Origin of the sequence: Syntrophus buswellii (assembly GCF_046097065.1) — a bacterium.
Lineage (GTDB): Bacteria > Desulfobacterota > Syntrophia > Syntrophales > Syntrophaceae > Syntrophus > Syntrophus buswellii.
The window spans coordinates 942,996-956,123 of record NZ_CP175563.1 but is presented as its reverse complement, the minus strand read 5'-3'; the positions used below and the strand labels follow the sequence as shown (position 1 = coordinate 956,123).

Here is a 13,128-nt window from a genome sequence, read left to right as displayed (position 1 = left end):
TTACGGCAGGTCGGTTGTTCCTGCTTAAGGAGTTCTCTCCTGCCTGCCTTCAGGCTCGATGGCCCTTGTTCGTCGCTCCCGCCGCTTCGGAAAATTCGCCGGCCTTCCAACCCTGGAGAACCTCCGCCACACTTTTGCGATCCTTGCCGAAGAGAAAAATCCTTATCCCCGCAGCCTTAAGCGTCCGGAACGCGTTGGGCCCGATATTGCCCGTCAGCACCACGTCGGCACCGAAATCCGCCACTCGTTGTGCGGCCTGGATTCCCGCACCATGGGCCGCCTCGACATTATCCGAATTTTCGCGGGCTTCAAACCGCCCCGTGTCCTCGTCGTAAAAGATGAACCATTTCGCCCGCCCGAAGCTCATATCCGGTTGACTGTCCTTCTCCCTGCCGCAAGATGTAATCGCTATGTTCATTTCGGTGCCTTCCTTCCTCGACGGTTTCGAAACCATCCTTGAGATCCTCGGCAGATGCGCCCGTCCGGCAGGACACGTCTTCCCGGCATAAAGAATCGCCGATCTTCGAGACGATTCCCGCAATAGGCATCAAACACCTCCATCGCCTCTCCCCGTACAAAGGGAATGATGGCAATCCCCATCGCTTCAATCATTCGCTGCAGAGGACACGAAATAGCCCCGCAGATCAGCAGATCCACATCAAGAGATTTGAGCTGGTTCGCTCTGTCGATCATCGTTTTTCCAGAACAGCGCAACCGCTCCTCTTTGAGGAATCCCTTTTCCCCATCTTCGATAAGAAGCAGGAAATCCGCATCATCAAAAACCAGTGCAATGTCCTGCCCGCAAACCGGAATGGCTGATTTCATATTTTGCGCTCCCCACTGTCCCTCATCATCACGAAGCATGCCAGAAGCAACAAGAGACTTTTTAAGTTGTAATCCATTAAGATTTAAAGAGCTTTCAATCTAATCATGAAGCAGTGGCAGGATGAAGCATTGCAATAATGGAACATTGTCCGAGAGAGAAAGTTGCATTTCTGCGCATCATTCTTTTAGTCCTTTCACGACGCCCACCGGGCAAAGGGACGGGATAGACATCGCCATGATTCCTTTTGCCATGATCTGGTTGATATCTTCCCCCAGATTTGATTTATTGAACATCGTAACATAATGAAACCAGAAAAGGGGCTGACACACTGTTATGATAAAACACACCCACCGATTTGTGGAAACCTATGAGGGGCTTGTAGGCTATGGCCTGGACAGGCAGACCGATGAAGACACCGTTCAGTTGTACCTGCAAAAATTTTCCGATGACTCTTTGATGAAAACGATCCTGAAACGGATGAGCGATGAAGATTTAGCGGAGGTATTCGATGTGATGGGAAAAATGCTGAAGAGATATCTGACCGAATCGGAATATCACCTGCTGTTCCTCAAGGAGGAAGAGATATGAAATTCCCGGAACATTTTCCGGAAAATACCCCGCGCTCATTTCAAACCTCACACGGCGACCGGTTGCCGGAAAACAGGAAAGAAGAAAATCAACCATGTTAATGGATCTTGTGTTCGCACTTTTTATCGGGTTTCTTATCGCGGAGATCTTCGCTCTTCGGCGCTGGAGAGGCTTCTGGAGGCTTGCGGCGCTCATTCCCCTGATTATTGTGGGCTTTGTACTGGGACGGATCGCGGTCGATCCGTCCCAGTATTATCTGCTGGCGTTCGAAGCCCTGGTCTGGTGCTCCTTGGCATTGGCCTTTCTCGGACTGCTGGCGGCCATCCGCTGGGGTGTAGAGGCTGCGCACCGTCGCCGCGCCGGATAACGGGACTTCATTCCCCCGGTGGAAAACAGCCGAAAAAATGGCCGACGGGCGGCGCGCTTCTCCTGATGCCGAAAATAACGCGTAGAAAGCAGAACAACAAATCCTGCCCCACCAGAATGGAGCCGTGGCCCGGAAATCGCTGCCAGGCTCTTTTGACAGGGGCGCGGCTTAAAGCGTAATAACCTGATGGCCTTTTTCGATATAGGATGAAAAGGAGGGATGTCCCGTCATGTCGCCTCCCAGTGGGATTCCCACGGTCGCGTTATACTCGAGCACGCCCATTTTCGAAGAGCAGGCCCTGCAGATGCAGTCAATCAACCCCTTCTCCTTTGCCTTTCTGTAGAGAGGGTTCCCCGACGTTTCCATTTCCTCGACCAGCTTCACGGCTTCACCCTCGATGACAATCTTCCCGCCCATCCCTTTGCTTTCCAGATCCAGGGCATTCAGGAGCACATGAACAAAGCACATCGGGTTTCCGTTAAAAGCAAAAATAACGAACTGGTTCATTTCAAACCCTCCTTCGAACATCACGAGATTTTTTTAAAAAGCAACCCTGCACTCACGATTCCCCCTTTTCCGTCACCCTGCCCGGCGACTGGATGCCCAGCGCCTTAAGTTTTCGAAAAAGCGTACTTTTGTGTATTCCGAGTTCCTGGGCCGTGCGGTTCTTGTTCCATGAGTTCCGCCGGAGTACATTGGTCAGAAAAATCGCTTCCATGTCCCGGAAGGACATGGCGTCCAACGCCGGCATTTCCGGGGAACCGGCGATGCCGCAAACCGGCTCCGGAAGATGGACCCGGTCTATCATCCCCGATTTGCAGAGAATGAAGGCCCGTTCAATGATATTCTCAAGCTCCCGGATATTGCCGGGATATGTGTAGGTCATCAGGCAGGCCAAGGCCTCATCGGTTACGCCGGAAATTTCCTTGCCCTGGAGGACATTGAAATGCTCGATGAAATGGTCCACCAGGAGAGGGACGTCCTCCATTCTCTCCCGCAAGGGGGGAAGCTCCAGTCTCACGATATTGATCCGATAGTAGAGATCCTCCCGGAATTTCTCCTCCTTGACCAGATCCCAGAGCTTCTTGTTTGTCGCCGCGATGATCCGGACATCGTGGCGGATGCTTTCCACCGCACCCAGAGGCTCATAGGTCTTTTCCTGAAGAACGCGGAGCAGACGAACCTGCATGGCCGGAGAAATATCCCCGATTTCATCGAGGAAAAGGGTCCCTTTATCCGCCAGTTTGAAGCGGCCCGGCTTGTCCTTCCGGGCATCCGTAAAGGCCCCGGCCTTGTATCCGAAGAGTTCCGATTCCAGAAGCGTATCCGGCAAAGCGGCACAATTGACCGCAATAAAGGGCCTGCTTTTCCGCGGACTGAGGTTATGAATGGCCTTGGCGATGAGTTCCTTTCCCGTTCCGCTCTCTCCTTCGATCAGGACCGTACTGGAGCTGTTCGCCATATCCGGCAGGATGCTGAACAGTTCGTGCATCCGATGATTCCGGGAGATAATGTCCTCGAAGGAATAGCGCCCCTCGATTTTCTTGCGGAGCTGCTCTTCCAGGCTGAGATCCCGGAAGGTTTCCACCGCTCCGATGATCCGGTCCTCTTCATCGCGCAGCAGCGCCGTAGAAATGCTGATGGGCATCCGACGACCTTCGGCATTGACGATGTAGACCGTGCGGTTGACCACCGGTTTTCCCGTCTGCATGGTTTTTTTCAGAAGGCAGCCGCGGTCGCAGATCTCCGCTTTCAGCACATCCTTGCACCGCTGCCCGATGGCGTCCTCGTAAGGAACACCGGTAATCCTTTCCGCCGCGCGGTTGAAGGACGTGATGTGCCATTGATCATCCACGGAAAAGACGCCATCGGCAATGGAGTCGAGAATAATGTCCCTTTCCCGGGGAGCGGTTTTTTTGTTCTGTTCACTCATTGCTGCTGTTGGGATCCCTTTCTCGACCGGGTTCAGTTCCCTAAAGAGCCGGAATCCATTCCTTTCCTGCAGGACCGTCACGATGCTGCAGCCGATACGGTTGAAGTATAGGCAGCGGAGGTTTATATGTCAACGGCCGATCAGACATCTTCCGCCATGGTCAGAAGACGTGAACAGCCGAGGCCTTGAAGAAAATGTGCACGCCCGCACCGATATCCAGAGCCAGATCAATGGCCGCTCCCTTGGTTACGAGCGACTTGAAGACTACGGCCCGTACGCGGATGTGGACCTCGTAAAGAAAGCCCTGATCGATCATTCCGCAGATCATGCCGGGAAACGCGTTGCGGATGCTTGATTCGAACGGTTGAAGACTGATCACGATATCTTCCGGCCTGACGGCGATGTAGCCTGTGGAATGATGGTGCGGCTGAGGCACCTCGATGGTGAGACTGTCCACACAGGCCTGGTTGCCGTTGAATTGAGCTGAAAAGACGTTCTTCATTCCTACGAAAGACGCCACAAAGGTGGATGCAGGCTTCGAAAAGAGATCACGGATCGATCCGGTCTGGGCAATGGCCCCCTCGCACATGATGGCTGCCTTGGTGGCAAGAGTCAGGGCTTCGGAAAAGTCATGAGTCACCATGAAAAAGGTGATGTGGGAGCTTCGGTTTATCTTCTTGAGCAGCAGACGGATTTCTTCTCTGAAATTTTGATCCAGCGCCGACAGAGGCTCGTCAAGAAGAATGATCCCGGGCTCCACCATGAGAGCCCTCGCCAGCGCCACCCGCTGAAGCTCCCCTCCACTAAGGGTTTCCGGGTAGCGCTTCAGCAGGTGGCCGATGCCGAGGTCATCCACCAACCGCCCGAAACGCTTCTGTGCTGTTTCTTTATCAAGGCGGTGATAGCGCAGACCGTATTTGATGTTCCGGACAATCGTCAGGTGGGGGAACAGGGCGTAATCCTGGTACATGATGCCGATGCCCCGCTCTTCCGGCGGCATTCGGGTGACATCGCGGCCGCCGATGAAGATGTTTCCCCCGAGAACGGGGACCAGTCCGGCAACAGCCTCAAGGAGCACGGTCTTCCCGGCACCGGTTGGTCCCATGAGCACGAAGAATTCTCCCGGATCAATGGAAAGGCTGACGTCCCTGAGGCGGAATTCACCGAGATGAACGTTGAGGTTCCTGATATCGATCATGATACCTTTTTCTGCGGAAGAGCGAGAAGTCTGAGAGCAAGAAAAAGCGACAGGCATACAAGGACAAGCCAGACCGCCACAGGTTGTGAGTACTGGAGCCCGTATCCTTCATAACGTTCATAAATAAGGACCGGCGCAATCATGGGATGATAGGCCACCACGACAACGGCCCCGAACTCGCTGATGGAGCGGGCGCAGCACATGATCAAACCCACCAGGACGCTCCGCCACGCAAGGGGAAAGGTGACCCGGACGAAGGTACTCCACATGGAGGCGCCGAGGCTCCGGGAAACGTTTTCCAGCCGGGGGGAAATGGCCTCGAAGCCGGCCTTGAGGGCGTTAATGTAAAAGGGCATGCCCACAAAGGTCAGCACGGTAATAATGCCTGTCGTACTTCCCATGATCCGGATACCGAACTCCTGCAGATACTGCCCCAGCCAGTGGTTCTTTCCGGCAACGCCCAGGATGGCAATGCCCACCACGGGATGGGGAATCACGATTGGCAGGTCGATCACGCTCTCGATGAGATGCTTGCCCCGGAACTGCGAGCGTGCGAGAAGATAAGCCAGCGGGGTCCCGACCAGAAAGGAGATCCCCGCGGCAGAGGCGGCCGTATAGATGCTCAGCCAGATGGATCGGATGACATTCCTGTCCTGAAGAGTTTCCCTGAGCATGGCTCCGGAGGGGGCCGTCAGCATTTCAACGAGCGGCAGGAGAATAAACGTCAGCACCATGATGCCGCATGAAAACGAGACCCAGAAGAACGACCCCTTCCTTCCCATGACGGACGTCCTGTCAATCCTTTACCGTAACGTGCTTTTTCAGCTTTTCCGGCAGCATGGATTTCATCTGTTCCGTCGGCACACGGCAGGGGATAAAGGGGGGCTGCCCCTGATCCTTCAGGATTTTCAAACCTCCTTTGGGATCAAGCATGTAGTCGAGAAAGGCAATCGCCGCTTCCCTGTTCGGGGAATCTTTGATTAAAGTAACCCCGTAAGTGACGGACTCCCCTTTCATGTCCATATATTCCCCGGGCTTTTTGCCGGTCACTTTCACCACGGCCTGGGAATAGAAGGGATCCTCCTTGTAATTCCCCAGGTTGATCTTGTCGGGAAGCACAACGTATTTCAGCCCATGCTGAACGGCAACGGAGAGATACTCCCACGCATAGTCCATGTTCCCCGTCTGAAGCAGGGACACCAGCTCGACTGACTTGGGCCGGATATTTTCCAGAGGCCGGTTTGCAAGAAGCCTGTCGTACAAACCGGGCTTCCGGTAGTATTTCTCCGCCAGTTGGAGCACCATCAGGGCGCGGTATCCGCAGGGGTCCAGATTCGGATCGGAGTGGCCCCAGACCACGCCTTTGCGCTGCAGAATTTCATACCAGTTCCGGGCGTTCACCTGATCTGCATACCGGCTCTTCTCGGTGTAGCAGAGAACGAGCTGATTGGTGGCGAACCGGATGTTCCAGTCTGCAAATTTGGGAATCAGAAGCTTATCGATGACTTTGAAATCAGCTGATGCCATGATATCGCAGGGTTTGTTCAAATCGGTAACCTTCCGTGCCGCGGCCTGGCTTCCGCTGGCCTCGCGCTGAAGATCCACCCCGGGGTACTTCGTCTCGAATGCCTTTTCCATGGCCTCAAAGGGCATGGTCAGACTGCCGGCATGAAACATGACAACGGTCCCTTTCGGTTCGGCAAAGGCCCGGGGCAGCGATAGAAATGCGGTAATGCCTATGATGAAAAAAACGATGAATCCTCTCCCAGCAAAAGATCTTCCCATGATTCTCTCCTCCTTGCGCAAAAATGTGACCGCTTCTCCGGCAGGGAATCGGCCGATTCAGTCCGGGGTGATGCAAGCAGATCTTGAATTGGGTAAAAGGGACATCATAAAGCATGCCATATATGGCATATTTAAATTTCATCGAATAATCGGGTAGTTCAATAGTTTATCGGTTCAAAAGATCGGAAGTGGCTTAAAAAGAGTCGCGATATTGCAACTGCTGTCATTTTGAAAGGCCACAGAATCGCCCCGCAGGAAATCCGGGAGCCTCGATCCGGTTCGTCCGACGGCTTTCCCCTATCCGCTTGCAGCCACGATCCTGTCCGCAATGCCTTGGAAGACACGGCCGGTTTCGGAATCGGGCGATGAGACCATCAGGGGCACGCCGGAGTCGCCGCCTCTTCCAATGGCGAGATCGATGGGAATCTTACCCAGCAGGGGAAGCCCGAATTCCTCGCTTAATTTTTCTCCTCCACCTTCGCCGAAAATCGCAATCGGTTTCCCGGAATGATCGGGCTGGAAATAGGACATGTTCTCCACCAGACCGACGATGACCATCCCGAATTTCCGGAACAGGTCGATGGACCTGCGGACATCGGCCAAGGCGACCTCCTGGGGCGTCGTCACCATCAGAATGGCGGCATGAGGAATAGATTGCGCGATGGTAATGGAAGGATCCCCGGTTCCAGGCGGGAGATCCAAGACAAGATAATCCAGGTCGCCCCACATGACCTGCCCCAGCAATTGTTTGATGGCCTTGGCAACCAGCGGCCCCCTCCAGACAATGGGCTGGCCCTTTGCCGTCAGCATGCCCAGCGACATAATCCGGAGGCCGAACTTTTCCGCTGGAAGAATCGCCTCGTTTTCCTCTTCCGGCTGCACCCCCTCGAGCGACAGCATGACAGGAACGCTGGGCCCGTAAACATCGGCGTCGAGAAGCCCCACCCTGCGCCCCCTCCCGGCCAGCGCCAAGGCGACATTAACGGCTATGGTGGTTTTTCCCACGCCGCCCTTGCCGCTTGCAACGGCCAGCACATGGCGGACCTTTTCCAGACCGACCAGGGGATGTTTCGGAAACAGTTTTTCGAGCTCCTCGTGGCTCAATGTCGCCAGTCGGACATCCACCCCGGCGACTCCCGGCAGTTTCCCCAGCACCCCCTTGATCTCCTCAACCATGGCGTCCTTCCTGGGGCATCTTGCCGTCGAAAGCGCCAGGGTCAGCCAAACCTGACCATTTTCCACATGAATATCGCGAATCATCCCCAGATCCAGCAGGCTTTTTTTCAACTCCGGATCCAGAACAGACTTGACAGCCTCTCTGATTTTGAACTCGTCTATCATGGCGACTCCACCTTTCCGTTTTTCCCGACATGAACGTCATTTCCCCGACAGGGGCACAAAACATACCAGAATGGATACAAGGTTGCCATACGAATTCATGCGCAGCAATTTGGACCACCTGCATGATCAAGGGGGCTTTTCCGCAGCGGATATGCGCAGAAATGCAAACGTGAACACAGGGAGATCGTCGCAATATTGCAATACTCGGATGATGACTGACTCGGAAACCCCTCCCGGAAAAAAGCACTGTCCGGGCGCATGCCGGGATGAAAAGCCGTCTCGTGCGTTGCCTTCATCCGGTCCCGGCAGCCTGGCGGGGCCGCCGGGGGTTGTTTTGCGGACGTCCTTGCTGGAATGGCACACTTCTCGAAGGAGCTGCGGAAGCTGAAAGGAGCCCGACGTTTCTGTCGAAGCGCACGACGCACATGAGAACGGTAAAGGATGAGGATATGAAAGAAAACGCGGCAGCGGAACATAAGGAAAAACTGATTCTGCAGATTGTCGACAGCCTGAGACTGACTCTCCTCCACTACGGATTATGGTTCAAAGAGGTTGAATATCAGCTTGGTTTGCATACCGCCATGGAGTTGGATGAAGCGACCTGGCAGACCCTGTTCCCCATCGCCATGAAGCGTATGGGGCGTGTTCTCGGATTTGAAGCCGATGCCAGGGGCATTCCGAAACAGCTGTTCGAAAAATCCGACGATGAGCTTCTGGAAATCCTTTCCGCCCTTTCGATCAACTGGCTGGCAGCCGATGGGGTCTGGTTTCAGAGCGTTGAAAAGAGCTTCGATCTTGATACGGCCAAAAGATCCAACGACATCTGCTGGAGCCGCTTCTCCCCGCTTGAGGCCTTTCACATCAAAACCCTGATCGGTCTTCCGGAAAGAGGCGGCCTGGAAGCCCTGGAGGCGGCGCTGAAACATCGTCTCTATGCAAACATCAATGAGCACTCCTTCGAATGGCCGGATGAACGGACGCTGATTTACAGGATGATTCGCTGCCGGGTGCAGGACATCCGGAACCGCAAGGGCATGGAGGACTACCCCTGCAAGTCGGGAGGGATCATCGAATACTCAACCTTTGCCCGGACGATAGACCCGGCCATCGTCACGCAGTGCGTCGCCTGCCCTCCCGATCCGCATCCCGCGGACTGGTTCTGCTCCTGGAAATTCACTCTTCCTTGATAGCGGCGACAATTTCCTCCAGGGTTTCCGCATCGGTCCTCTGCGCATCAACGCCGGCGTTGCTGAAAACGTAGCTTGGGCCTTTGTGCGAAAAATCCTCGGCCATGAAAACCTGATCCACCTTCTGTTCGACGAGCCACTCCGCCACGCGGATGCCTTTGGCCGTTTCGACGTCCTTATGGGGATTTTCCATAATCTCCTTCTGCTGAAGAGCATGATCGGCGAGGCGAAGCGTCAGGACGGCGAAGAAGGGGGACTCGCCGAAATGACGGCTGACAGTCCCTGAGCGATCCGACAGGGGAACTGCAAAACGGAGGTGGGAACGGGGACGGGGCTCATAAGAAATGGTTACATGCTCCACATGCGGGATTTGTTTACGGATGCTGCGTTCGAGGGAAAGGCTGATCTGATGGGCTTTTTCAAGATCTCCCGTCCTTAGGATGACATTGGCCTGAAGAAATCGGAAACGGCCCGCGTTTCGTCCTGACAGCGATTGGACAGTCACAACCAAGGGATGGCTCCTCAGGATGCTTCGGGCCATGTCAAGGGTTTCGAAATCCAGGGAGGCGTCCAGCAGGACCCTCATACCGTTGGAGAGCAATTCCCAACCGGCACGGACAATGAAAACCAGGACGGCTCCCGCGGCGATCTGATCGATGGAGAGGCCCCACAGCGAGATATGCCATCCAAAATAGTCCGGCAGGACGGAAACCAGCACGACGAGGGAAGAAAGGACATCAACCTGCCGGTGTCGGCCTTCGGCAACCAGAGTCGGAGATTCCGTCTGTCTGCCGATCCTGATGGCGTACTGGCCAAACAGGTAGGTTGCCGCCACGCCTACCACAAGCAGGGTGACGACGCCCAGTGAAATCTGCGGCGACAGAGCGTCTCGGGTAAACAGCTCCCGTGCGATTTCAAAACCGGCAAAAAAGATGGACAGTGCAACAAAGACGGAGAGAAGGTTTTCGACTTTGTAAAGCCCCGACGGAAAGGAAGGCGTCCTTCTGGTGGAAAGCTTTAGCCCCCCGTAGAGGGCAAGGGAAGCAAAGGAATCGGTTGCGGAATCGATGGCCCCCGCCGTGACGGCGAGGCTGTTTGAACAAAGCGCAAGCGCACCTTTCATGACCGCCAGGCCGAGATTCAACAGGAAGGCATACAGGGCGACCCTGCCGATCAATTTCGTCTCTGGATCGTCATGGGCATCCGACCGGAAGGGAGACAGAATCCCACTGCCGACCGCGGGTTTCTTCATGGATCCCCTTCTTCCTCTTCCATCTTCAGGGCCGATTGTACGCCCTTTGCAATGTAGAAGTTCCGTCCGCCTGATACGATGGAGTTCACCTTTCCAAGGTCCACCAGGATGTTCAGGCGCTTGAGAGCCTCCGTTACATGGATGCCGAGGCCGTCCGCGATGTCCTCGGAGGTGCAGGGACGCCTCCGCAGCAGGGCCAGGACTTCCTCTTCCCTGCCTTCGGAAAAAGCCGAAGCTTCAAAATGACCCGAACCCTCCTCGCGGATGATTTCCACTTTTCCAGGGAACAGCTCTTTCATGGAAAGCAGCTCCTCGAGAGAAAGAGGAAAGGCGAATTCCTCTGCGGGTGGACGGCAGACCGTATTGAGTTGAACGCGGTCCGGTGCAATGCGCTTTACCAGGGCGGCAATCTTTTCGACATGGGAGGACAAGCCGGTCACACCTTTCAGCAGCAAGACTTCAAGCCACACCTGCCCTGGGAACCGCCGGGTAAACTCGATGAGCCCGTTCACCACCTGATCGAAGGAAAGATCTCCGTGGGGCCGGTTCACATACTTGAACAGTTTTTCATCCCCGGCGTCCAAAGAGGGGATGACAAGATCGGCCGCCATCAGATCCTCCTGAACCTCCTTCATCCACAACAGGGAGCCGTTGGTCAGAACGGCGACAGGAATGTTCGTCATGGCCTTGACCTCACGGATCAGGTCTCCGATCCGGCTGTTCAGCGTCGGCTCTCCGGATCCTGAAAAAGTAATGTAATCCGGGAGGTCCCTTTCCACAAGTTTCCGTTTTACTTCCTCCAGAATGGCCTCGGCGGGAAGATACTCCCTCCTTTCCATCGTCTTGTTGGTGGTCCGGCCAATCTGGCAGTACACGCAATCAAACGTGCAGGCCTTGAAAGGGACCAGATCCAGCCCCAGCGAGCGGCCCAGACGACGCGACGGGACAGGTCCGTAAACATACTGAAAAGTGCTTTTTTTCATGAATTTTCTCCGCATGATGCATTCCCGCAGCGCTCTTCCCGGCCACAGCAGGTCCTTCCCGTTCTTTCCAGAGAGCATCCCTCCCGGCCCCGGCCCGAAACCTTGAAGAGGAATCCTGTTCCGCCGCTGATCAACCGCCGGACCGCTCCCCGGCACTCAGGACATTCCGACAGGGGGCCCTCAGAAATCGCCTGCTGACGCTCGAACTTCAAACCGCAGAGTTCACATTCGTATTCATAGGTGGGCATTGCTTTCTCCTCCGATCACTTGGAATAGTCCCGCTTTCCCCGCTGCCTGGCCGTTTCCTCGTCCACCTCGTCCTGCCAACCGTTGCGCGTGGTCTGAACGAAGTCGAACTTGGCCGTATAGGGTTTGATGTCCAGGAGGGGCGTGCCGTTCAGTATGTCCACTCCATCGAGATGAAGCACATTCCCTTCACGGCGGATCAACTCAACAATGCTCAACCCGATGGCATTGGGGCGGCGGGGCGCCCGGGTTGAAAAAATGCCGCGCATCACATCCTGGAGAAAGGGTTTGATCATCAACTGCGGCGATTCCGCCCGGTGAAAATGGTAAATCAGGTAAAGGTGTGAAAAACCGTCCAGATCGCTCAATCCCTCATCAAATTCCGGATATATTTTCACCTCTCCTTTACATCCGCGAGCGTATACCGGCTGGATGGGTGTCTTTTCCGGGATGGTATGTTCGCTGTAGATGACCCCGATGGGCCGATAGATGACGACCGCTTCCTCCATGCCCGACTTGATTAACGACCCCCTCGTGCTATTCCTGTCTTCAGATTTTATTTCTTTCATTCTTTGCTCCTCCAAAAATCGGCGCGGCACAGATCACGTTAAAGAAAGATAGGATTTTCGGCTGAACCTCTGGATGACCCTAGTCCCCACACCATGACGGACGGCTTTGAGCACCTTATCCTTGTCAATCGGGACCGTACCGGCCAGCATGTGCACCGGAAGGTGGGAAAAGACTTCCGCAATCATGGGCGTACTGGGGCCAAGGAGAACGGTCTTCACCTCACTGCCGGTATGCTGGAAGATTTCCTCCGTCGTGTTGTTCAGGATCGAAGTCGAAGTCAGAACCATCACCTGAGCCCAGTCCCTGAGCTTGCCATAAAAATCTTCCCTGCTCCCAATACCCCTGGCGATATCGATGACCTCCACAAGCGCCCCCTTCTCCTTCAGAATCCTGGCCACGGGCGCGAAATCACCGACCATGGCCACCCGCGTCTTTTCCCCGATCCGAAAGCTTTCGAAAAGAACCTTGTTTTCCCTGTCCTCCGGCAGGGAAAGGGCATGCCGGTAGTTGAGGGCATTCACAAGGGCGACAGCCATGGTCTTTTCAAGAGGGTGAGGACTTTTGATCTTTTCCAGGAGTTCCAGCGCGGGTTTTCCCTCGAAATCTTCATACCTGTTGACGAAGGTACAGCTGCCCTTGTTGGTGAAGTAGGTGTAGGCGATGCCGATCCCCCCGTCGGAGGTGGTCACGGCCGTATAGCCAAGTCCCAGGGTTACCTGTTCAACGAGAACGTCCTGGGCTTTTGCCTCAAAAAAGCGGTACATCCGATCATCCAATTCCATACAAACCTCTCAAAAAAATACCGTTCAGGAAAAACCAAGGCGGCGAAGACAGCATGCCGGAAGTCGCCCT

At 54.9% G+C, this 13,128-nt stretch carries 16 protein-coding genes; 3 read left to right on the top strand and 13 right to left on the bottom strand.

Going from position 1 to position 13,128, the window contains the following annotated elements; genetic code table 11:
- Nucleotides 1–49 precede the first annotated feature (49 nt).
- Nucleotides 50–418 (bottom strand): NifB/NifX family molybdenum-iron cluster-binding protein, encoded by a 369-nt coding sequence (locus ACJ77P_RS04310; protein ID WP_367359497.1) that lies wholly within the window; start codon nt 416–418, stop codon nt 50–52.
- A complete protein-coding gene (locus ACJ77P_RS04305) occupies nt 415–825 on the bottom strand; it encodes a NifB/NifX family molybdenum-iron cluster-binding protein (protein ID WP_367359498.1) in 411 nt (136 codons plus the stop codon). Before ACJ77P_RS04305 ends, ACJ77P_RS04310 begins: the two co-directional genes overlap by 4 nt.
- Before the next feature lie 334 nt (nt 826–1,159).
- Here ACJ77P_RS04305 and ACJ77P_RS04300 point away from each other — a divergent pair, with 334 nt between their 5' ends.
- Together ACJ77P_RS04300 and ACJ77P_RS04295 are read left to right on the top strand one after the other, a co-directional pair.
- A complete protein-coding gene (locus ACJ77P_RS04300) occupies nt 1,160–1,414 on the top strand; it encodes a cytoplasmic protein (protein WP_367359499.1) in 255 nt (84 codons plus the stop codon).
- Nucleotides 1,415–1,508: 94 nt separating this feature from the next.
- Nucleotides 1,509–1,781 (top strand): hypothetical protein, encoded by a 273-nt coding sequence (locus tag ACJ77P_RS04295; RefSeq protein WP_367359500.1) that lies wholly within the window; start codon nt 1,509–1,511, stop codon nt 1,779–1,781.
- Between the two features lie 168 nt (nt 1,782–1,949).
- Here ACJ77P_RS04295 and ACJ77P_RS04290 read toward each other — a convergent pair whose 3' ends face one another.
- The 6 genes from ACJ77P_RS04290 to ACJ77P_RS04265 form a co-directional block, all read right to left on the bottom strand.
- Entirely contained in the window at nt 1,950–2,288 is a 339-nt protein-coding gene (locus ACJ77P_RS04290) for a cytoplasmic protein (RefSeq protein ID WP_367359502.1), read from the bottom strand.
- 52 nt (nt 2,289–2,340) lie between these two features.
- Nucleotides 2,341–3,714 carry a sigma-54-dependent Fis family transcriptional regulator gene (locus tag ACJ77P_RS04285; RefSeq protein WP_367359503.1) on the bottom strand — a complete coding sequence of 458 codons (1,374 nt, stop codon included), beginning with the start codon at nt 3,712–3,714 and terminating at the stop codon, nt 2,341–2,343.
- 160 nt (nt 3,715–3,874) lie between these two features.
- Nucleotides 3,875–4,912 carry an ABC transporter ATP-binding protein gene (locus ACJ77P_RS04280; protein WP_367359504.1) on the bottom strand — a complete coding sequence of 346 codons (1,038 nt, stop codon included), beginning with the start codon at nt 4,910–4,912 and terminating at the stop codon, nt 3,875–3,877.
- On the bottom strand, nt 4,909–5,694 hold the full coding sequence (locus tag ACJ77P_RS04275) for an ABC transporter permease (RefSeq protein WP_367359505.1): 786 nt from the start codon (nt 5,692–5,694) through the stop codon (nt 4,909–4,911). The genes ACJ77P_RS04280 and ACJ77P_RS04275 overlap by 4 nt, the downstream gene beginning before the upstream one ends.
- Before the next feature lie 13 nt (nt 5,695–5,707).
- Nucleotides 5,708–6,697 carry a tungstate ABC transporter substrate-binding protein WtpA gene (gene wtpA, locus ACJ77P_RS04270; protein WP_408999074.1) on the bottom strand — a complete coding sequence of 330 codons (990 nt, stop codon included), beginning with the start codon at nt 6,695–6,697 and terminating at the stop codon, nt 5,708–5,710.
- A gap of 297 nt (nt 6,698–6,994) precedes the next feature.
- The gene (locus tag ACJ77P_RS04265) at nt 6,995–8,038 is read right to left on the bottom strand and encodes an Mrp/NBP35 family ATP-binding protein (RefSeq protein WP_367359507.1); all 1,044 of its coding nucleotides are present in this window, start codon (nt 8,036–8,038) and stop codon (nt 6,995–6,997) included.
- A 449-nt stretch (nt 8,039–8,487) separates the two neighbouring features.
- Here ACJ77P_RS04265 and ACJ77P_RS04260 point away from each other — a divergent pair, with 449 nt between their 5' ends.
- On the top strand, nt 8,488–9,225 hold the full coding sequence (locus ACJ77P_RS04260) for a DUF6125 family protein (protein WP_367359508.1): 738 nt from the start codon (nt 8,488–8,490) through the stop codon (nt 9,223–9,225).
- Here the strand turns inward: ACJ77P_RS04260 and ACJ77P_RS04255 are convergent.
- Genes ACJ77P_RS04255 through ACJ77P_RS04235 form a run of 5 tightly spaced genes read right to left on the bottom strand, consistent with a single transcriptional unit; the run spans nt 9,212 to nt 13,058 of the window.
- Nucleotides 9,212–10,477, bottom strand: a complete 1,266-nt coding sequence (locus ACJ77P_RS04255) for a cation diffusion facilitator family transporter (protein ID WP_367359509.1) — start codon at nt 10,475–10,477, stop codon at nt 9,212–9,214. The genes ACJ77P_RS04260 and ACJ77P_RS04255 overlap by 14 nt on opposite strands.
- Entirely contained in the window at nt 10,474–11,460 is a 987-nt protein-coding gene (locus ACJ77P_RS04250) for a radical SAM protein (protein ID WP_367359510.1), read from the bottom strand. Before ACJ77P_RS04250 ends, ACJ77P_RS04255 begins: the two co-directional genes overlap by 4 nt.
- Nucleotides 11,457–11,708 carry an FmdB family zinc ribbon protein gene (locus ACJ77P_RS04245; RefSeq protein ID WP_408999073.1) on the bottom strand — a complete coding sequence of 84 codons (252 nt, stop codon included), beginning with the start codon at nt 11,706–11,708 and terminating at the stop codon, nt 11,457–11,459. The genes ACJ77P_RS04250 and ACJ77P_RS04245 overlap by 4 nt, the downstream gene beginning before the upstream one ends.
- Before the next feature lie 15 nt (nt 11,709–11,723).
- Nucleotides 11,724–12,275 (bottom strand): tRNA (N6-threonylcarbamoyladenosine(37)-N6)-methyltransferase TrmO, encoded by a 552-nt coding sequence (gene tsaA, locus ACJ77P_RS04240; RefSeq protein ID WP_408999072.1) that lies wholly within the window; start codon nt 12,273–12,275, stop codon nt 11,724–11,726.
- A gap of 33 nt (nt 12,276–12,308) precedes the next feature.
- Nucleotides 12,309–13,058 (bottom strand): DUF364 domain-containing protein, encoded by a 750-nt coding sequence (locus ACJ77P_RS04235; protein ID WP_367359513.1) that lies wholly within the window; start codon nt 13,056–13,058, stop codon nt 12,309–12,311.
- Nucleotides 13,059–13,128 lie beyond the last annotated feature (70 nt).